Source organism: Gluconacetobacter tumulicola, assembly GCF_014174215.1.
GTDB lineage: Bacteria > Pseudomonadota > Alphaproteobacteria > Acetobacterales > Acetobacteraceae > Gluconacetobacter > Gluconacetobacter tumulicola.
This window is the reverse complement of record NZ_JABEQL010000017.1, coordinates 59319-79143: the sequence shown is the minus strand read 5'-3', so window position 1 is coordinate 79143 and position 19825 is coordinate 59319. Positions and strand designations below refer to the sequence as shown.

At 64.5% G+C, this 19825-nt stretch carries 17 protein-coding genes; 6 read left to right on the top strand and 11 right to left on the bottom strand.

Translation table 11 applies throughout. The features are described from left to right. Positions 1-155 precede the first annotated feature (155 nt). From HLH29_RS13095 to HLH29_RS13085, 3 genes are all read right to left on the bottom strand, one after another. Positions 156-2513 carry a TonB-dependent receptor gene (locus tag HLH29_RS13095; protein WP_246374236.1) on the bottom strand — a complete coding sequence of 786 codons (2358 nt, stop codon included), beginning with the start codon at positions 2511-2513 and terminating at the stop codon, positions 156-158. A 134-nt stretch (positions 2514-2647) separates the two neighbouring features. Next, the gene (locus HLH29_RS13090) at positions 2648-3922 is read right to left on the bottom strand and encodes an ArgE/DapE family deacylase (RefSeq protein WP_182967492.1); all 1275 of its coding nucleotides are present in this window, start codon (positions 3920-3922) and stop codon (positions 2648-2650) included. 87 nt (positions 3923-4009) lie between these two features. Further along, positions 4010-5734 (bottom strand): amidohydrolase, encoded by a 1725-nt coding sequence (locus HLH29_RS13085; RefSeq protein ID WP_182967490.1) that lies wholly within the window; start codon positions 5732-5734, stop codon positions 4010-4012. 347 nt (positions 5735-6081) lie between these two features. Between HLH29_RS13085 and HLH29_RS13080 the strand changes: the two genes are divergently transcribed. After that, positions 6082-6990, top strand: coding sequence for a LysR substrate-binding domain-containing protein (locus tag HLH29_RS13080; RefSeq protein ID WP_182967488.1), 909 nt, complete (start codon positions 6082-6084; stop codon positions 6988-6990). A gap of 291 nt (positions 6991-7281) precedes the next feature. Here HLH29_RS13080 and HLH29_RS13075 read toward each other — a convergent pair whose 3' ends face one another. Beyond that, a complete protein-coding gene (locus HLH29_RS13075; RefSeq protein WP_246374235.1) occupies positions 7282-7935 on the bottom strand; it encodes a TetR/AcrR family transcriptional regulator in 654 nt (217 codons plus the stop codon). 142 nt (positions 7936-8077) lie between these two features. Here HLH29_RS13075 and HLH29_RS13070 point away from each other — a divergent pair, with 142 nt between their 5' ends. Continuing rightward, positions 8078-8824, top strand: a complete 747-nt coding sequence (locus HLH29_RS13070; RefSeq protein WP_182967486.1) for a glucose 1-dehydrogenase — start codon at positions 8078-8080, stop codon at positions 8822-8824. 108 nt (positions 8825-8932) lie between these two features. Here the strand turns inward: HLH29_RS13070 and HLH29_RS13065 are convergent, their stop codons facing one another. The 7 genes from HLH29_RS13065 to HLH29_RS13035 form a co-directional block, all read right to left on the bottom strand. Continuing rightward, positions 8933-9139 (bottom strand): cold-shock protein, encoded by a 207-nt coding sequence (locus HLH29_RS13065; RefSeq protein ID WP_182967484.1) that lies wholly within the window; start codon positions 9137-9139, stop codon positions 8933-8935. A gap of 398 nt (positions 9140-9537) precedes the next feature. Beyond that, positions 9538-9927 (bottom strand): GGDEF domain-containing protein, encoded by a 390-nt coding sequence (locus HLH29_RS13060; protein WP_182967482.1) that lies wholly within the window; start codon positions 9925-9927, stop codon positions 9538-9540. Between the two features lie 187 nt (positions 9928-10114). Then, positions 10115-10789, bottom strand: a complete 675-nt coding sequence (locus tag HLH29_RS13055) for a DUF2268 domain-containing putative Zn-dependent protease (protein ID WP_182967479.1) — start codon at positions 10787-10789, stop codon at positions 10115-10117. 106 nt (positions 10790-10895) lie between these two features. Further along, positions 10896-12344, bottom strand: a complete 1449-nt coding sequence (locus HLH29_RS13050; protein ID WP_182967477.1) for an NCS1 family nucleobase:cation symporter-1 — start codon at positions 12342-12344, stop codon at positions 10896-10898. Between the two features lie 34 nt (positions 12345-12378). After that, entirely contained in the window at positions 12379-13254 is an 876-nt protein-coding gene (locus tag HLH29_RS13045) for a LysR substrate-binding domain-containing protein (RefSeq protein ID WP_182967475.1), read from the bottom strand. A gap of 14 nt (positions 13255-13268) precedes the next feature. Continuing rightward, entirely contained in the window at positions 13269-14468 is a 1200-nt protein-coding gene (locus HLH29_RS13040) for an amidohydrolase family protein (protein ID WP_182967473.1), read from the bottom strand. A 57-nt stretch (positions 14469-14525) separates the two neighbouring features. Continuing rightward, positions 14526-16886, bottom strand: a complete 2361-nt coding sequence (locus HLH29_RS13035; protein WP_246374234.1) for a TonB-dependent receptor — start codon at positions 16884-16886, stop codon at positions 14526-14528. Between the two features lie 361 nt (positions 16887-17247). On the opposite strand from HLH29_RS13035, the gene HLH29_RS13030 reads away from it, so the two are divergent. From HLH29_RS13030 to HLH29_RS13015, 4 genes are all read left to right on the top strand, one after another. Beyond that, positions 17248-17769: a terminase small subunit gene (locus HLH29_RS13030; RefSeq protein WP_182967469.1), complete on the top strand. Its 522-nt coding sequence runs from the start codon at positions 17248-17250 to the stop codon at positions 17767-17769. Positions 17770-17844: 75 nt separating this feature from the next. Further along, the gene (locus tag HLH29_RS13025; RefSeq protein WP_182967467.1) at positions 17845-18078 is read left to right on the top strand and encodes a hypothetical protein; all 234 of its coding nucleotides are present in this window, start codon (positions 17845-17847) and stop codon (positions 18076-18078) included. A 15-nt stretch (positions 18079-18093) separates the two neighbouring features. Continuing rightward, positions 18094-19566 (top strand): hypothetical protein, encoded by a 1473-nt coding sequence (locus HLH29_RS13020; RefSeq protein WP_338030241.1) that lies wholly within the window; start codon positions 18094-18096, stop codon positions 19564-19566. Position 19567: 1 nt separating this feature from the next. Then, the gene (locus HLH29_RS13015; RefSeq protein WP_182967465.1) at positions 19568-19825 is read left to right on the top strand and encodes a hypothetical protein; all 258 of its coding nucleotides are present in this window, start codon (positions 19568-19570) and stop codon (positions 19823-19825) included.

The window sequence follows — 19825 nt, the reverse complement described above, 5'->3', positions numbered from 1 at the left end:
GTCCGCCGCAGGTCTTTCGGCGGCGTCTTGCCCCGCGGACGCACCGCTTCGATCAGTGGCTCCCAAACCGCCCACGCTTCGTCGGTGAAAATCTGTGTCGCATTGCTTTCACTCATTCCTCATATATAGGAATAACCTACAAGATCTAACAGGCCCTAATATTGCAGGCTGACCCGGCCGCCGATGAAGCGCGGCTCGCCGGAAAACCAGAGATAGGTCGTCGTGGTCTGTCCTCCGGCCACCGCGTACTGGCGATTCAGCAGGTTGGTGGCATAGACCGTCGCCGACCATGGCCCCTTCAGGGGCCGGTAGGTCATATGGGCGCCCAGCAGGAAATAATTGGGCAGGCGCTGATATCCCAGTCCGCCTGGCGTCAGGGCCTGGGAATCGCGGTATGTCCAGTCCAGGCCGGTTTCCCATTGATAATGCGTGAACACCGGCAGCCGGTAGTCGGCCGAACCGTTGAGGGTCAGCTTGGGAATGCCGGAATCGACGCCGCCATAATCCTGGTAGAACGGCTTCCACACCCCTGTCGCGGCATAGTACGCATCCACCGTCGCCAGATTGACCTGCTGGAACTGCTGGAATTTTCCGCGCTCGTAGCCGAAATTCTGCTGGATGAAGAGATATTTCACCGGGTGGATTTCGGTATTGAACTCGATGCCCCAGACTTCGGATTTGGGAATGTTGGTGTACCGACCTAATGTTCCATAATTCGGGGCGACATAGATGCCCAGGATCTGCTGGTCGTGGTAATCGTAATAGAACGCGGCCCCGTTCAGGCGGAAGACGTTGGGAATGATGTCGCTCTTGAATCCGGCTTCGTACGCCAGCACTGTTTCCGGCTTGAAGGGCGTCAACTGGTCCTGGACGACCGTGTCGTTGGCCGAAAATCCGCCCGGCTTGAAGCCCTTGGAGACCTTGAAGTAAAGCTGGAGGTTCCGGCGCGCCTGCCACTGTATGCCGGCATTGCCGCTGAACTGGTTGGCCTCCGCCCCCTCGTCGTGGAATTTCAGGGACGCGATCTGCTGCAGGCTGGCGTTGTAATGGTTCGTTTCCAGGCCGAGCATCTGCCGGTCGTCGGATTCATGCGTGATGCCGCCGAACAGCGTCACATGCGCCGGCAGGCGGTAGGACAGGTTCGCATATTGCGAGAAGGTCTGCTGGTTCTGCCGGAACGGCGTCTCGGTCATGAATCCCCGGTAGTCCAGGAAATCGTAGTAGAAGCTCTGCAACACCCTGACCCGGTTGTAGAACGCCCCGACCGCCCATTGCAGGGGCGCCTGACGGGCCTGCGCCGACAGGCGCAGTTCCTGCGAGAAGGAGTTGGCGACGATGTTGCGATAGGCGTTGCCGGTCGAGTAGGTCAGGCCGTCCTGGTCGGTGAACTCGCCCTCGCGCTCGGTTTCGTAGGCGCTGATGCTCTGGAGCGTCGCGAAGCCCAGGTCGCGCCGCATCCTCAGATCCGCACCCCAGAACGTATTGTGTTCGCTGGGATACAGCGTCGACGGGCGGCCGACCAGTTGCGCGAACGGCCGGGTCATGTTCCAGTTCGCCTGCTGGTAGGACGGCATGGGGTTGGAGAATGCGGGCAGCACGTTCTTGACCGGACGGCCCACGATGACGTTGGAATCGTCCTGGACCCAGTGCCCGGTCAGCATGATTTCGGTCTTCTCGTCGGGCGTCCAGCGGAGCTTGGCCCGCAGGCCGCCCTCCTGCGCATCGCCGAGATGGGTGTGGTTCATCGGGCTGTACTGCCATCCGCCGCCATGCATGGTCTGGCCGGCGATGCGGAAGGACAGGTTGCGGGCCAGTGGTCCGGACACATACAGGTCGGTCCGGCTGCGGGCATAGCTGGCGATATCCTCCGTCACCCCGCCATGCCAGGTATCCGTCGGGTCGGCGGTATGGATATTCACCTCGCCCCCCGAATCCGCCATGCCATGCGTCGTGCCCACCGGGCCCGGCACGATATCGACATTCGCAAGGTCGAACATCATGCCGTTGGACATGGTGCTGAGTGGAAAGGCGACTCCGTCCACATAGGTCATGACCGATGACATGTTGTTCTGGGTGAAATCGCTCATGCCGATGCCGCGGATGAAATAATTGGTGCTGGCCGTGCCCATCAGCGACTGGATCGTCACGTTGGGGGCCAGGTTCTGCAGGTCGGTATTCCTCACCACGCCCTTTCTGGTCAGGGTTTCGCCCGTCAGGCGGGTCGCGGAGTCCGGCTGGGTCTGCGCCTCCTGGAAATGGAAATAGCGGCGCACCGTGCTGACGGTGATGTTTTCGGCCCTGGACGCGCTGCCCGCCTTGGACCCGCCATTGGCCCCGGGCGCGCCGGTCGTCCTGGCGTGCGGGCTGTCCTGCGGTGCGGACGCTGCCCGGGCATCGCCCTGGCCCAGATACAGGGAGCAGGCACCCGCCATCAGCAGGATCTTCAGGCCAGGCGCCGTGCCTGTCCTGCACGTGGCCGGGGGGAGGGCCGGGGTACCGGGATCGATCGTCATATGTCTGTCCTTTTCCTGTGCATATCTGTTCGTCAGGATATTTTTGTCCCCTGACGTGTATTCGGTAAAGAATTTCTGTATTTAATTACTTGTTGTTCGTTGTATTTTTCAATAAAATATCGACGAATACGGAGTCATATCTCTTCCAGGTCACACCATTTCGATATGAATACGGAAAGTGTGCAGGTGACGGACTTCAGCGTGTCCAGGTCGACATATTCGTCATATCCGTGCGCATTGGCGCCCGAGACGCCGTAGCTCAGGCTGGGAATGCTGAAATAGCGCCCATAGAACCGGCAATCCGTGACGGCCGGCAGGACGATTTCCTCCGCCTCGGTCCCGGTGACGTCGCGATGCGCGGCACGCATCGTGTCCTCGAAAGCCGATCCCGGCGGCAGGACATAGTCCTCGGCCTGGAAGCCGTTCCAGACGATTTCCGGCCAGTTGTCGCGCAGGAACGGGTCGCGGCGTGCCGCTGCCTCCACGACGGCCGCGATATCGGCGCGAAAGACGGCAAGGTCCCGGCCGGGCGGCACGCCGATCCGGCAGTCGACCGCGCACCAGGCGGGAACGCTGCTGGCCCAGTCCCCGCCCCTGATCCTGCCCACGTTGAACTTGATCGGGTTTTCGATCCGTGAGAACCACGGGTCGTCTCCCAGAGTTCGGTTCAGCCGCGCCACCTCCTGCTGGATGGCCGACAGGATCGGATAGGCCGAAAGGATCGCGTTCGCGCCGCTGCCGGCGGAATGGACGTGAACCGGATTGCCCCGCACCACCAGCCGGAACCACATGACGCCGATAGTGCCCCGCAGGATATTCTGCCCCGTCGGTTCCGGGATCAGGCAGGCATCCGCGCGATATCCCCGCGCCAGGGTGGAAAGCGCCCCGTTGCCGGTGCATTCCTCTTCGGTCACCGTCTGGACGTACACGTCGGAACCCGGCGCCTTTCCCAGGCGCCGCAGCGCGTCCAGGGCGAACACCATGGCGCAGACGCCCGATTTCATGTCGTAGCTGCCGCGGCCATACAGGCGTCCGTCCCGGATGACGGGGCGGAAGGGCGGCGACGACCACATCTCCGCCGGCCCCGTCGGCACGACATCCACATGGCCTTGCAGGATCAGGCTGCGTCCCCGCTGGACGGGCGCGCGCAGGGCCGCGACCAGTTGCACCGCCCGCGCGTAATCGGTGTCGTGCACCGGCGAGTATCCGGGCAGGTGGGCGATCGCGACATCGTCCAGCGTATAGCGGTCGACCGCCCACCCGCGCGACCGGAATTCGCGCGCCAGCCAGTCCTGGCAGGGGGCTTCCTCTCCCCGCGTGCTGGGAAAGGATACGAGTTCCGACAGCCATGCGATCTGGCTGGACCAGTTTTCCGCCACCGCGTTCCTGATATCGTCGGTCTTCAGCATCGTCCGTCCTGTCGCTCGTCGTGGGCCATTCATGGGCGGGCGCGGGCTGGCAGCGGCCATGATGGCACGTGAATGGAAATGTCGTTGTTAAAGCGGGATATCGGGCCGATAGACGATCCTGCCGCCGATCATGACCATCTGGACATGCGTATCCAGAATCCGTTGCTCCGGCTCCGTCATGATGTCCTGGTCCAGGACGATCATGTCGGCCAGCTTTCCGGGCTCGATACTGCCCTTGCTGTTCTCTTCCCACGAGAAATAGGCCGGATCGATGGTGTAGTGCCGGATGGCCTCGGCGCGCGAGACGGCCTCGCCGCCGCCCAGGACCCGGCCGTCGGGTCCCTTGCGCGTTATCGCGGCGTACAGGCCCACCATCGGGCCGATCGGCAGGTTGTCGCTGCTGAAGGCGATCCGGAGGCCGAACCTGTTGGGCGTGGCGACGGCATTGTTGTGGGCCAGGCGCCAGTCGTCCAGATTGTCCTCGTACCGGCGCTCCAGATCATACAGGAAATTCGGCTGCTGTACGATCATGATTCCGTCGCGCGCCATGGTCTCCATGGTCGCCTCCGGCGGCATGATCGTGAAATGGCACAGGAACCAGCGACGGTCGCGGCCCTTGCGGTCGGGACCGGGGATGGTGGCCAACGCCTTGTCGTAAGCCCTGACCGTCTGGACGATGGCCGCGTCGCCGATCGTATGCAGTGCCATCTGCCATCCGGTCCTGGCCGCCGTATCGACCATCTCCTGCAAGCGCGCATCGGTGAAGAAGCCTCGCCCGCGAAAGCCGGGCTGGCCCTTATAATCCGCCAGCAGCCATGCCGTGGGGCCGGTAAAGCCGCCATCGACAAGATTTTCGCCGATGCCGCCCAGGCGCACGCGATCGTCCCCATAGCCGCTATGATGCGGGTATTCCGCCAGCCGTCGCGCCCCGGGATAGGCGATATAGGTCGTCACCCGGGGCAATGCCTCGCCCTGCTGGCGGTAGATGGCCTGCAGGCGGCGGAAGGTCAGGGTCGGCGGCGGATCGGCGATCCCGCCCAGGCCGACGGGTTCGTCGTCGATCGAGGTCGTCGCGGAATGAAAGCTCGTGATGCCCAGCGGAATCAGCCGCCGGATGGACGCCACATAGGTCGGCTTCAACTCCTCCCATGAATCCAGGGGAATGAGCCGGCGGTACAGATCGACGCGCTCGCGAACGATGCCGGTCGGCTCGCCGGCGGCATCGTGCTCGATGATGCCCCCCACCGGGTCGGGGGTCGCACGGCCGATATGCGCCAGCTTCATCGCCAGCGCGTTTCCAACGGCGGAGTGGCCGCCTGCCCGTGTCAGCAGCACGGGATTGTCCGGCACAGCGGCATCGATGTCCGCGTGCGTGATGACCCGCCGCTCGGCCAACTGGGCTTCGTCCCATCCATTTCCGGTGATCCACTCGCCGGGTTTCAACACCGACGCCTTCTGCTTCAGCCGAGCCTGGATGTCGGCGATGGATTTCGCTCCTTCCAGACTGACCTGACGGTGCGACATGGGCAGCATATGGACATGCGTATCCGTGAAGCCCGGCATCAGGACATGGTGGTGAAGGTCGATCACCTGCCGGGCATCAAAACGATCCAAAATCGACTCGTCGCCGACCGCCAGTATCCGATCGCCCCTGATCGCGACGGCATCGGCGACGGAAAAATGACGGTCGACCGTCAGCACCTTGCCATTGTGGAAGATGATGTCGGCGCCCTCCCGGGCTACGGAGAGGGACGGCAGGACCATGCATGCGACGATGGCGCCGGCGATCTGGTCCAGAAACGATCTGGTCATCGACATCCTTGTCCTTCATCCCCGGAATAATTGTACAAAATGGAAAGCATTTAATTCATAAAACAAAATGAAAAATCTTTAAAAACGGATAAGTAGATATAAATTCGTTCAAAAATAAAACATAAACTTGATCATTATTATAAATATAATAAAAACAAATTGACATATACGTAAATTTTATGCTGATACGTGAAATGTAACTTATTCTTTTTGTTATTTTCTCTCAAATATATCCTGACTGGTGGTTCTCATGCATTTGTCATACATGACGATTCGATACGGCAATAAGATGCTTTATTCGTTGTGCTGTGGTGACGAATGATCACCGCCCACTTTTGGAGGAACGCATGCCATATGGTCGTTTCTTGCCATCCATGGCGCTGCTGCGCGCCTTTGTCGTCATCGGACGTGAAGAGGGAATCCGGCGCGCCGCGAAGACGCTCATGGTCGACCATGCGGTCATGAGCCGTCATCTGCGCGATCTGGAACGCTTCCTGGGCCGTGAGCTGGTCGACCGCGCGTCCGGCCGGCTGACGCCGGCCGGACGCGCCTATCACGATCGCGTCGCCCTGGCACTGGACCAGATCGAAGGGGCCACGCTCGATACGCGTGCCCATGTCGCCGAGCGTTCGCTGACCATCTGGTGCGTGCCGGGGTTCGCATTCCACTGGCTTGCCGGGCGCTGCCAGCATTTCCGGGCCAGCCATCCGGACATCGACCTGGTCATACGGCCGTCCGAGACGCCGGCCATGTTCCGCGACGACGGGGCCGACGCCGACATCCGCTTCGTGCGCGACGGCTGCACCGGAACCATGCGGCAGATGGAAATTACCCGCCCCAGCGTCTTTCCGGTCGCCAGTCCCGATTGCGTCAGGGCCCTGCCCTTCCAGCCCGTCTGCGCGGCGGACCTCGCCATGCTGCCTCTTCTGGAAGAAGGCAGCGACCAGAGCTGGAACCGCTGGTTCGCCACGCAATGTCCTTCCCTGCATCTTTCCTACAAGCCGGTGGCCAAGCTGTGGCAGGCCCACATGGTTCTGGCGGCCGCGCGGGAGAGCGCGGGCATTGCCCTGGCCAACCGCTTCCTGGTGGAAACCGACCTGGCCCGGGGAACCCTGACCAAAATCCGGCCTCTGTCCGAGGATTTCGTCGATGTATCTTTCGGGGCTTATGTCCTGCGGGCACCGGACAAGAATTGGGGGCACCCTCCGATCGCGAGCTTTGCCTCGTGGCTGGTGGAGGAAGTGCGCAAATCCTGAGATCGCCGCGGGGAAACGCCTGGACCGCTTCCGGCTGAAATCTCCCCAAGGGCGGCGACCGCGAAGACGGAACCGATCGCCGAGCCCGCTTCGCCGTTCTCCATGTTGCGGAGCGTGGTGTGGGTGATCGGCGCGTTCAGACGGTTCGGCAGCCGTAAGGTCGCGCTCCGACCGGTCCGGACCAACTTGCCGAGGATCGCCGGCGCCTGCCGGGTCGGTGGAGGGATCATGATCCACGCTGCCCCCGCCATGGGCGTTGAACGGCTCGTTCCCCCGATGGATGCCGTGCGGCTATGGCGATGTCGGCCAGGCCTGCATCGCGATGCGGGCGATTTCGTGCAGTCTTTCGCGGGGGATGCCGTCTCGGGCCTGCACTGCCATGCCGCGCAGGAGGGCGCTGTAGAAGGCGGCGAGGGCCTTGATGTCGGTGTCGGGGGGGAGGTCGCCGGCCTGGATTCCCTGCTGGAGGCGGGTGGCCAGGGCGGTTTCGGATTGGGTGCGCTGGGTGGCGAGCAGGTCGCGCAGGCGGGCCTGGGTGGGGGCGCATTGGGTGGCGGCGGCTGCGATCATGCAGCCGGTCGGCAGGTCGTCGCGCGTGAATTCGGTGGCGGCTGTTGTCAGCAGGTGCGCGAAGGTGCTGCGGGTGTCGGTTGGTTCCTGCAGGATGGTGGTGAACCAGGCGCCGGCGCGTTTGACGTAGGCGTCGATGGTCTCCTGGTACAGGGCCTCCTTGCTGCCGAATGCGTTGTAGAAGCTCGATGCGCTGATGCCCATGGCGGCGGTCAGGTCGTCGAAGCTGGTGCCGTCATAGCCCCGATCCCAGAACAGGCGCATCGCCGCGCACAGGGCCTGCGCCCGGTCGAAGGATTGCGGACGGCCTCGGCCGCGGCGGGTGGGGTCGGTCTTCGTGGCGGCCTGCGTGTCGGTAATTATTTTTGGTGCCATCGCTCCATAAATCCTTGAACGCGGGGATGCGTCTCTCAATATGCCTCATGTTGGAGCGGGCGCTCCACATTTTAACCTATCCGTTTTGCAAACCGGGCATGAGGGGCGGAGGCGCTTCCCGGCCCAGAAGAGGCATGGACCAATGAGCAAGCTTTCAGGAAAAGTCGCGATCGTCACCGGCGCCTCCAAGGGGATCGGGGCCGGGATCGCCAAGGCGCTGGCGGCGGAAGGCGCTGCCGTCATCGTCAATTATGCGTCCAGCAAGGCGGGGGCCGATGTGGTGGTCTCCGCAATCACCGAAGCCGGTGGCAAGGCCGTTGCCGTGCAGGGCGATGTGTCGCGCAAGGCCGACGCGCAGGGCCTGGTCGATGCCGCGATCAGCCAGTTCGGCCGGCTGGATATTCTGGTGAATAATTCGGGTGTCTATGAATTCGGGTCGATCGAGGAGATCACCGAAGAGCATTTCCACCGGCAGTTCAACGTCAACGTGCTGGGCGTGCTGCTGACGACCCAGGCCGCGGTGGCGCATCTGGGGGCCGGGGGCAGCATCATCAATATCAGTTCGGTCGTCTCGCGCGTCACGCCGCCCAATTCTTCGGTCTATACCGGCACCAAGGGCGCGGTCGATGCCATTACCGGGTCGCTGGCGCGGGAACTCGGGCCGAAGCAGATCCGGGTGAATGCCATCAATCCCGGGTTGATCGAGACCGAGGGGACACAGACCGCGCATGTCGTCGGCTCGGAGATGGAGCAGGCCATCATCGCGCAGACGCCGCTGGGCCGCACGGGGCAGGTGCGGGACATCGCGCCGCTTGCGGTTTTCCTGGCATCGGACGATGCCGGGTGGCTGACGGGGGAGACGCTGATCGCGTCCGGCGGCCTGCGCTGATACGGGGACCGGCCTGGCGCGATTGTGCCGGGCCGGGATTCCGCCGGGCGCGCGCATAAAAAAACCGCCCCGAAGGGCGGTTTTCCGAGGGTGCCGCTGGCGGAACCTTCACGCAGTCTTGAGATTGACCGCGGACTTCTTGCCGTTGCGGCCAGCCTCGATTTCATACGAAATCTTCTGGCCCTCGTTGAGGGTGGCCATACCAGCGCGCTCAAGCGCGGTGATGTGGACGAACACGTCGGCGGTTCCGTCCTCCGGCTGGATAAAGCCAAAGCCCTTGGTGGAGTTGAACCATTTTACGGTGCCTGTTGTCATAACGAGGCTCCTTTACTGTAGTGTGGTGGTGCATACAAAACGTGTACGCAATCGTAACTTGTCACGGAACAGCACCGACGCAACGCGCGTCAGAGGTCCTCATAAAAGCATCCACCGCCGCCATCTGCACATGAATAAATTTCAGAAGCAAGTTAAAAATTCTTCCTTCTGTCATTATTACATGGAAATATTTTCTACATCATTGATTATGCCTGCCGTTATCCCGAAACTATCAGAAAATGGAAAGATTTCGTGATGGACATTTTCCCCCGGACGGCATGGTGGGAGAGGTGGGAATGGTGAGGTTGGGGCCGCCAGAAGGGGGAAACTGGCCGTGCCAATGAGGGAGGGCCGCCCGGCGGGAACCCGGCTTTCCCACCCGAACCACCGCCCATGCTTCAATGGGGGCGGTGGCTGATCTCGACCCGGTTGCGGCCTGACTGCTTGGCCCGGTACAGGGCCTGGTCGGCGCGGTGGATCAGGGTCTCCGCGCTGTCGGCTTCCGTCGAGAGGGCGACGCCGATGCTGCATGTGACCGGGATCTGGTGCTGGTCGAAGGATATGATGGTTCCTGCCACTTTCTGGCGGATGCGTTCACTGATGCGCAGGGAATCGGCTTCGCCGATATCCGTCAGCAGGGCCATGAATTCCTCGCCGCCATAACGGCCGACCGCGTCCAGGGGACGCAATCCGGCCCGCAGCCGTTCGGCCATGATGCGCAGGACCTCGTCGCCGGCGGGATGGCCGTAGGTATCGTTGACGGATTTGAAGTGATCGACGTCGATCATCCTGCGTGCCAGTCGGGTGATGCGGTCGAACCGTTCCTCGGCCGGGGTGCCGAGCAGCCGGACCGGTGGACGGCGGCGAGGCGCTGGGCGTCATGCGGTGTGTGCGGGGCGGGGGGCATCGGTGTCGGTCAATCCAGGTGCGACGTGGTGTGGTGGCGTGTCCGGTTGGGTGCCGGGATGGCGATGGTCATGCCGTGGTGGGGGGGAGCAGGCCGGTGGCGCGGGCGGCGGCGATGACGTCCGCGCTCGGGACGTTGATCCAGCGTTCGGCCGACAGGGGGGCGGTGGTGCCGCGCCATGTCTGCACCATCTGGCAGCCCAGCGTGTAACCGAACCAGCGGGGGATATCGGCCTGGCCGAAGAACCAGCGAGCGTGGTCGTAGCCGGTGGCCGCCATCGGGGGCAGGCGGTCGTGATGGTGCATGATGGTCGGGCGATCGACCGCGTTTTCCCATGGGGCGGGCGGGGTCTGGCTGAGGGTGCGGGCGAAATGGCAGGCGAGCCCCTCGCTGACCATGGCCTCGCCGAAGGTGCGGCCGTAGCCGGGGCCGGCCATGCGCAGTGTGTGGTGGACCTCGTGCAGCATGTCCCGCGTCAGGGTGCCGTTGGCGATGGTGGCGGCCACGTTTGGGTTGTCGGGGTTGATCGTCAGGGACACCAGCCGGGCGTGCCAGGCGCGGCCGCCCATGCCGACCTCGGGGATCGTGCCGGCGCGGCCGCGCTGGATGAGGATATCGAGCGGCGGGGGCGGGAGCATGGTTGCAAGCAGGGTGTGGGCCTGCGCGATAGCCTGGTGGATGTCCGCCTGCTGGGTGTGCAGGCCGCCGGTCGCGTTCAGCCAGTGGAGGTGCCAGTTGTGCATGCGGTCCGCTCTTGCGCCGGGATATGGCGCAGGATGCGGACGGGAATGGGTGCTGTCAACGATTCCGGATTTTTGAAGGGTTTATAAGGGATGAGCCGTTTTGCGCTCAGGCGTCGTGATCTGGCGTTCTGGCCGTGAGGGAGCGGTTGAGGGCGGTGTAGAGGCCGCCTCCGGTCACGATGCCCAGGAACCAGGAGACGGCGTTGATGGCGTCCTGGCCGGGGAATGTTCCGGCCGGAAACAGGGTGGGGGGCAGGGTGAGCAGCAGGGTCAGGGCGGTGGTGGCGAGGGCGGACGGGCGCCAGCCATGCCGGCCCGCATAGAGGCCGGAGAAGGTGTAGAGCTGGGAGAGGTCGAGCGTCTGGCGGCGGACGAGGTAGTAATCGGCCAGCATGATGCCGGTAATGGGCGCCAGCACCGCCGAGAGGATGCCGAGCAGGGCAAAGACGGTTTGTGGATGGTCGAACCACATCCAGGGGGCGGCGAGCAGGCCGAGCAGGATGACCGCGATGCCCGCGCGGTCGAAATCGAGGCGGCGGGGGAACAGGCTGAGCAGGTCGTAGGCGGCGGGCACGATGTTGCCGGCGACGTTGACCGACAGGGCGGCGATGATGATCGTGGTGCCGCCGACGAGCGTGAGGGGTGTGCTGTGGATCTGCGTCAGGATTTCGACCGGATTCCACATGGGTTTTCCGAAGGTGACGAGTGTGGCCGAGGTGATGAGGATGCTCATGGGCGTGAAGATGATGGCCGTGACGGGCAGGCCGATGAGCTGGCCGATCGCCTGGTCGCGCTGCGAGCGGACGAAGCGGCTGAGATCGGGGATATTGACCGCGAAGGACGCCCAGATGCCGATGATGCTGGTGACGGCGGCACCGCCCCGGAGCGCGAGGTCCGCCCCATGCACGGTGGAGGGAATGCTGAAGAGCGGGCCGGTGCCGTGGCAGATCCTGATGGCCCAGAGTGAAGCGGCGCCGGCGACGATGAGGACCAGCGGGCCGGCGACTAGCTCGAAATTGCGGATGCGGTGCATGCCGTGGGCGGCGACGAGGGCGTGCAGGCCCCAGATCAGCGCCATGGACAGCCACAGGCCGAGCGATGTGCCCCCAGCGGGGAAGTGCAGGCTGTTCCAGGCCGGCCAGAGGCTGGCGAGGATGGCATCGAGTGCCTCGGACGCCGCGTAGGACTGGACCGAGAACCAGAAGATGGCGACCACGGCGCGGATGGCGACGGGAATGACGGCGCCGCGCGGGCCGAAGGCGGCGCGGATCAGGACGCAGAAGGGAATGCCCCATTCGGTGCCGGCGCGGGCGTTGAGCCACATGGCGGCGAAGAGGGAGCAATAGGCCGTCCAGACGATCAGCAGGCACTGGAGGGCCGAGAAGCCGACGGCCATGAGCCCCGCCGCGGCTTCGTAGGCGACGACGTTATGGACCATGCCCATCCAGACGGCCGCGAGCGTGACCCAGCTCCAGTCGCGTTTCTGCCGGGGCAGGGGGGCGATATCGGGATTCCAGAGCAGGGGGTCGCGAAGGGGCTGCGTCGTGTCCAGCATGGGGTTCTTTCAGGAGGGGCCCGGCGCGCGGGCGCTAGGCCCTGCGTCGGGCGACGCGGGGGGTGATCTGCCGGGAATGGGCGGCGATGGTGTCGGCGAGAGCCTTGACGGGGCCTTCGAGCGTTTCGGTCTTGCCGATCACGATGAAATCGACCTCCGGCGTTTCGGGCAGGCCCTCGGCGACGGGCAGCGAGCGGTCGTACTGGCGGAGGAAGGAGGATTGCGCGGTGACGCCGTAGCCGGCGCGGACGGCGGCGAGCAAGGCTGTGAGGTTTTCGGACGTGAAGGCGACGTACCAGGGGATTTCCGCGCTGTTGAGGCATTCGAGCGCGATCAGGCGGGTGATGGCCGGCTCGGGGAACACGACGAGGGGGAGGGCGGTGCCGGGCTCCCAGTTGCCGAACCAGGTCAGGGGTTCGCGCCAGATGGTGGTGCCGCGTGCATCGCCGATGCGGCGCTTGGTGCAGAGCAGGTCGACCGAGCCGTTGTCGAGATCGTTCTGGAGCGAGCCGCTGAGGCCGACGCGCAGATGGACGTCGACCTTGGGGTATTTCTCGCGGAAGATGCCCAGGATTTCCGGCAGGCGGGTCATGGTCAGGTCTTCGGAGATGCCGAGGCGGATATAGCCGCGGATGACGGAGCGGTCGAACCAGGTGAGGGCGCGGTCCTGTGCCGAGAGGATGTCGCGCGCCAGCGCGATCATCATGTGTCCGTCCTGGGTGAGGGTGACCTGCTTGGTGCTGCGCACCAGGAGCGTGCGGTTGACGGCCTGTTCCAGGCGGCTGACATGCTGGCTGACGGTGGACTGGACGATGCCGAGGCGCCGGGCGGCGGAAGTGAAGTGCAGGGTCTCCGCGACCGCGAGGAAGGAGCGGAGCTGCTGGGGGTCGAGGTCTCGGGCGTCATCCATGATGGATTCCTGTTTCAGAACGGAGCCTTCATTTCAGGACGATGGCGGACGAAGGTCCAGACCCCGGCCTTCCAGCCGCTGAGGACGGGGCGCAGTTCGCGCAGTGCCGTGGCCGGGTCGGGGGCGTCGATCAGGACGATATCGGCGGGGGCGCCTTCGGCGATCGTCGCGGGGACGCCCAGGGACGAGGCGGGGCTGATGGTGAGCATGTCCCAGATCGTCGCCAGGTCGGCATCGGACGACGCGCCAGTGATGTTGGCGAAGAGATTGCCCATGCGCAGCAGGTTGGCGTCGCCGAAGGGGGTGAAGGGGTTGACGATATTGTTGGTGGCCAGGGCACAGCGGCCACCCATGCGGGCGTAGCGCATCAGCGGGGCCATGGCGCCGCGCATGAGGAACAGGTCGGTGGCGGGCAGGGCCGTCAGCACGATATCGGCCGCCAGCAGCCCTTCCAGGATGGCGGTCTGCTGGTCCTGGGGCAGGACGGAAAGCTTGGTGGCGTGGCCGATGGCGACCCGCCCCTGATAGCCGGTTTCGATGACATGTTGGATGAGATAGGGCAGGCGGCTGGCCGTGGGGTCGAGGTCGAAATCGATATGGAAATCGGCGTTGCATCCGTGCTTCGCGGCGAGTGCGAGGATGCGGCGGATCTGCTGCTCGGGGTCGGGGTCGGTATAGGGGCAGCCGCCGACGCTGTGGGCGCCGAGGCGCAGGGCTTCGTCGAGCAGGGCTTCGCCGCCTGGATATTGCGTGAGTCCGTCCTGGGCGAAGGCGCACAGGCGCAGGTCGATGGCGTGGCGTGCTTCCGCCGCCAGGGCCAGAAGGGCCTCCATGCTGCGCAGGCCGGCGGCGTGGTCGACCTCGACGAAGCTCTGCATGATCGTGGTGCCGTGGGTGACGGCCTCGCGCAGGACGCGGGCACCACGGTCGTGCACATCCTGGACCGTGAAGCCGGCTTTCAGTTCGGTTATTTTCTTGATTGCGGTTGCGAGGGAAGCGCCGTCGGTGCCGCAGCGGTGAAGGGTGGCGGCCTTGTCGAGATGGATGTGGCTTTCCACGAAACCGGGGAAAGCCAGGCAGCCGCCGCCGTCATATTCGGCGGCGGCGGCGGACGCGATCCGGGGCTGAAGGGCGGCGATCCGCCCCGCGACGATGCCGATATCGAGTGGTGCGGGGCGGGAGGCGAGGCGGACGTTCCGGATAATGAGATCCATATGGTCTGATAGCCTGTCTGGTTCTTGTGTTTTTGGTTGTGACCGGGCCGATCGGGCTCAGAATTCGGTGGAGAGCTGGGCGGCGACGGTGAAGCCCGCGCCGATGATGTAGGTCGGCGAGCCGGCGGCGCCGATGAGCGTGCCGTTGACGCCGCGTGTGGCCTGCGCGTTGGGCAGCACGGAGCCGAGGCCGGCGAGGTAGTGGGTGTCCCACAGATTGACGAAGTTGAGCTGGAATTTCGGGTGCTTGATGTAGCGGTAGGAGGGGAGGTAGACGCCGATCGTCATGTCGCCATGGGTCTGGGCGGGCATCTTCTCGTCGTTCATGAAGGTGGCGTATTGGGACGAGAGATATTTGAAGCCGAAATTGCCGAAGAACAGGGAATCGTCATAGGACAGGCCGAACGAGGCCTGGAAATGCGGGCTCTGCACCGCCGTCTTTCCCTTGGTGGGGAGATAGTCGTTGCCGACCCTGAAATCGTTGTCGATCGAGGTGTGCAGATATTCGAACGAGGCGTAGGGGCTGAAATGCATGAAGGGCACCGTGCCCAGCTCGATATCTACGCCGCGCGAGGTCTGGCCGCCTTCGTTGATGGTGGTGGAGACGGGCAGATTGCCGACATAGGTCTGGGTGGCAATCTGGCGGTTGGTGAAATTGTAGTTGAAGAAGGTCACGCTGCCGAGGACCTGGCGGCCCTGGTAGCGGTAGCCGACTTCCTCGGCGATGGAATATTCGTCTTTCTGCTGGCCGGCGCCCAGTGACGTGACCTGGCCGGTGGCGGGGCTGGTGCTGCCGAAGAAGCTGGTGCCCAGCGGGGCGCGGAAGCCGGTGGTGACGTTGAAGAAGAGCTGATGCTCGTGATTGATATCGTAGCGGACCATCAGGCGCGGCAGCGGCTGGAAGCTGTTGTCGTGCGTGCGGTATTCGGTGCCGGGGATGTGGTTGGTGCCGGCGCGGTCGACCATCACGGCCTTGATGCCGCCGGTGATCTGCAGGCGGTCGTGTAGCAGGCTGAGACGGTCGTTGAGGAAGATGCCGTTGACCTGGGTCATGAGGTTGTAGTCGCCCGAGCGCAGCGGGCGGCCATCGGCCATCATGACCGTGGGATCGGTGCCGCGGGGGCCCTGCGGCGCGCCGCCGGCCGTGACGGGGGTGTAGTCGATCCAGTTGGAGAAATCGTCGTACTCGTACCAGCTACCCAGGGTGAGGGTGTTCTTGCCCTCGGTCCAGTTGAGCTTGTCGACGAAGCCGGTGCGATAGGGCGAATTGAGGTAACGCTGGACGGCGGGTGCCTGGCCGCCGCTGGCGCCGGGGAGGGCGGAGCCGGGGGCCTCGAACTGGTTGCCCCAGTAATAGCCGCCCGTCGGCAGGGTGGTGCCGCTGAGGCCGCCGCCGGAGCCGTGGAAGAAATAGGGCTCGACATCGGCCGTGATGTGCTTCGTCAGGCGGAAGGTGGAGGGGAGGCCGATATTGAAATCTTCCCACGGGTTCTGGTACATGCGCCAATAAGCGGCGTTGGCGGCGGGTGATCCGCCCGGCGTGTAGGTGGGGCTGTAATAGTTGGAGCGCCCGTTGGCGTTCCACTGGGCCAGGGTGGGTTCGTAGTAATTCGAGATCGTTTGGTCCGCCCAGGTGAAGACGGCTGCCACGCGGTTGCCGTGGCCCCATTCCTTGACGAATTTCGCGTCGATATGCAGGCGCCGGTCGGTGCCCGGGCCGGTGAAATGCTGGTCGTAGAAATTGGAGAAGGACACCCAGCCCCGGATGCCGGTATTGCCGATATCGCCGGTGTTGACGCGGATGAACTGTTTCTTGGAATCCCATGTGCCGAACATGGCGGACGCGTAGCCGCCGAATGTGTGTGACGGGTCGATGGTCCTGAAGCTGACCTGTCCGCCGAGATCGACATAGCTGGGGGTGTCGATCGGCGATGAGCCCTGGGTGATCGAGGCGCTCTGCAGATTCTCGGAATCGATGAGCTGCGAGGGGTAGATGGTGCCGTTATTGGGGTCGTTCTGCGGCGTGCCGTCGACCATGAAGCCGATTTCCTGCTGGTTGAGGCCGCGCAGGGTCATGGTGACCTGGTTGCTCATGCCGAAGGCATCGGAAGTCGCGACATTGGCGCCGGGCATGTTCTGGACCAGGTTCAGGGCGCCGGCGCTGGCGACCTGCCTGGTAATATAGGAGCGGTCCACGGTGCTGACCGAAGCTTCGGCACGGGTGCGCACCATCTGGCCCGATCCTGCCGCCTGCCGCAGCGTGGCGACGACCGATACGGACTCGGTACGGGGAACGGGTGCCTTGCGGGCGGGCTGCGCGGCCGGCTGCGCCTTCGGGCGGGTAGCGGCGGAGGCGGAAAAGGGCACGATCGAGACAGCGCACAGAAGCAGAGAAACTCTGAAGGGAATGGGATTCATCCTTTTTTCGTTCCTGTTTCGTATCATATTGGGCATCACGAAGCGGCCCGTTACCGGGCGCCACGGTGCGGCGGAGGAAGCGCGGAATGGGGGGCATGGCGGACCCGCTCCGGCGCTGACTGATTTCGATATGAAATTAGATGGCACCTACTTATCGCGATGTCAAACTGATTCGGGGCGATAATGTTCTTGGAGGGAAACGACGGGCGAAGGGTTGCGATGTCCCTGGGGCGGGTGGGATTTTTGTCTTCTGGCATAAAAAACAAACCAAACCATCCCGAGGGAGTGTGGGGATGAATAAGGATATCCGGCCCCCCGGATCGGGCGATATGGTCGGTGCGGTGAGACCGGGGGGAAGGCGATGGCGGCGGACGCGGGGGAGAAGCAGGCGCGGGGGTTGACCGTGCGGCAGGCGCGGTTCGTCGCGGAATATCTGGTCGATCTGAACACGACGCGGGCGGCGATGCGGGCCGGGTATGGGGCGGGGTATGCGCGCCGGCATGCGTGGAAGCTGCTGCGGTCGGTGCGGGTGCGCGAGGCGATCCGCCAAGCGGAGCTGGCGCTGGAAGAACGGACGAAGTTCAGCCAGGACCGGGTGATTGCCGAGTTGACGCGGCTGGCCTTCTACGATGTGGGCACGATTGCGGCGCATCCGCTGAGGGGGCCGGAGGATATCGCGACGCTGCCGGTGGAGGTGCGTGCGGCGGTGACGGGGTGGTCGTGGGACAAGGCGGGGAATTTCACGGTGCGGCTGGCGCCGCGTACGCCGAGCCTGGACCTGTTGGCGCGGCATTTCGGGCTGCTGAAGGATGTGAAGCAGCATCTGGGCCGCGACGGCAAGCCCGCCGATCCGCCGGGCCTGTACACCGTCGTCGTGCGCTGAACAGGGGTGAAGGGGACGACTGTCCCTTTCCGGGTGCAGGGCGGAGCCCTGCGGAAAGATCGGGGGAGAGTATTCATGCGACAGCATAAAGAACTGGCCGAGGGCGAGATGATTCCGGGCGAGGCTCAGGATTTCGGCGTGGAAAAGCTGGCGGGGGTGCAGGACCGGGCGCGTGCCGGCAGGGCGGATGGCGTCGTCCTGAAGGACCATGAGCGCGCGGCGGCCCCTGCGCCGCGTCCGCGTGGCGGGCGGATGGGGGTGGCGCCGCTGCCCGATCATGGGCCGCATCGTGTGGGAAAGGGGCGCTGAGGGCGCCGGCTGCGCGTGCTGGGATATAATCGGGAGTCGGTGCCGACGATCCGGCGGTTTATGGAATCGGATGCCTTTATCAGGGGGCTGATGGGGCCATTCGGGTCCGGAAAAAGTTCCGGCTGCGTCTGGGAGATCGTGCTGCGGGGGTTGCGGCAGGCGCCGGGGGCGGATGGCGTGCGGCGCTCGCGCTGGGCGGTGATCCGCAATTCCTATCGCCAGCTTGAGGACACCACGATCCGCACCGTGCACCAATGGTTTCCGCCGGTGCGCTTCGGGCGGTGGAAGCCGAGCGAGCATTCCTATGTGATCGACCGGATGGTGGCGGAGGGGGACGAGAAGCCGGCCGAGATCGAGTTTCTGTTTCGGGCGCTGGACCGGCCGGACCAGGTGGGGAACCTGCTGTCGCTGGAGCTGACCGGGGCGTGGGTGAACGAGGCGCGCGAGGTGCCGTGGGCGATCATCGAGGCGGTGCAGGGGCGTGTGGGGCGGTATCCGGCGCGGCGGGACGGTGGGGCGACGTGGTCTGGCGTGATCATGGATACCAATCCGCCGGATGCGGAATCGGACTGGTACCGGTTCTTCGAGGAAAAGGACCATGGGGAGGCGGTGGCGGCGCTGGCGCAGGTGATTCCGGGCATGAATGTGGAACGCTTCGCGCGGATCTTTCGCCAGCCCAGCGGGCGGGCTGGCATGGCGGAGAATCTGGACAATCTGCCGCCCGGTTATTACCAGCGGCTGGCGGTCGGGAAAAGTGACGAGTGGAACAAGGTTTATATCGACGGGGATTACGGGTTCGTCATGGAAGGGCGGCCGGTCTTCGGCGAGTATAATGACGGGTTCCATTGCCAGGAATGCCGGACGGTGCCGGCGCTGCCGGTTTATCGGGGCTGGGATTTCGGGCTGACGCCGGCCTGTGTGTTTACGCAGATGCTGCCGTCGGGGCAGTGGATCGTGGTGGACGAGCTGGTGTCGGACGCCATGGGGATCGAGCGGTTTGCCGAGATCGTGGGGCGGCATTCGGCGCAGCATTTTCCCGATACGCGGTTTGTGGATATCGGCGATCCGGCGGGGATGCAGAAGGCGCAGACCGACGAGCGGACCTGTTTCGAGATCCTGCATGCGCGGGGGATTGCCATCGCGCCGGGGATGCAGACGCTGGCGATCCGGCTGGAGAGTGTGCGCCGGCCGTTGCGCACGCTGCTGGACGGGGCGGCGCCGGGCTTTGTGCTGCATCCGCGCTGCACGACCGTGCGGCGGGCGCTGATGGGCGGCTACCAGTATCGGCGCGTGCAGGTGAGTGGCGAGCGCTATACCGACCGGCCGGAGAAGAACCGGTGGTCGCATGTGATGGACGCGCTGCAATACGTGGCCACGCGGCTGTTCGGCAGCGAATTGCGCGGGGCCGGCGGGGCGGAGGCGGATGACGATATCTGGCGTGCGCTGCCCGATGACGGGCGGACGCGATCGCACATTACGGGATACTGACATGGCAGGATTGGTGATTCCGGCGCATCTGGGGACGCATATGGGGCTGGGGCGGCGTAGCTGCCGCCAGTGCCGTTATCATGGCGTGGAGGGCGGCGATGTGGTGTGCCGGCGTTATCCGCCGCAGGTGACGGTGGTGCTGGTGCCGCAGGGGGCGCCGCGCGTGGGGCAATTGGCGCCGCAGCCCTTCGCCACCTTTCCGCCGGTGGTGCCCGAGCATGTGTGCGGCGAGTTCTCGCCCGGCGGCGAGGGGTGCTGA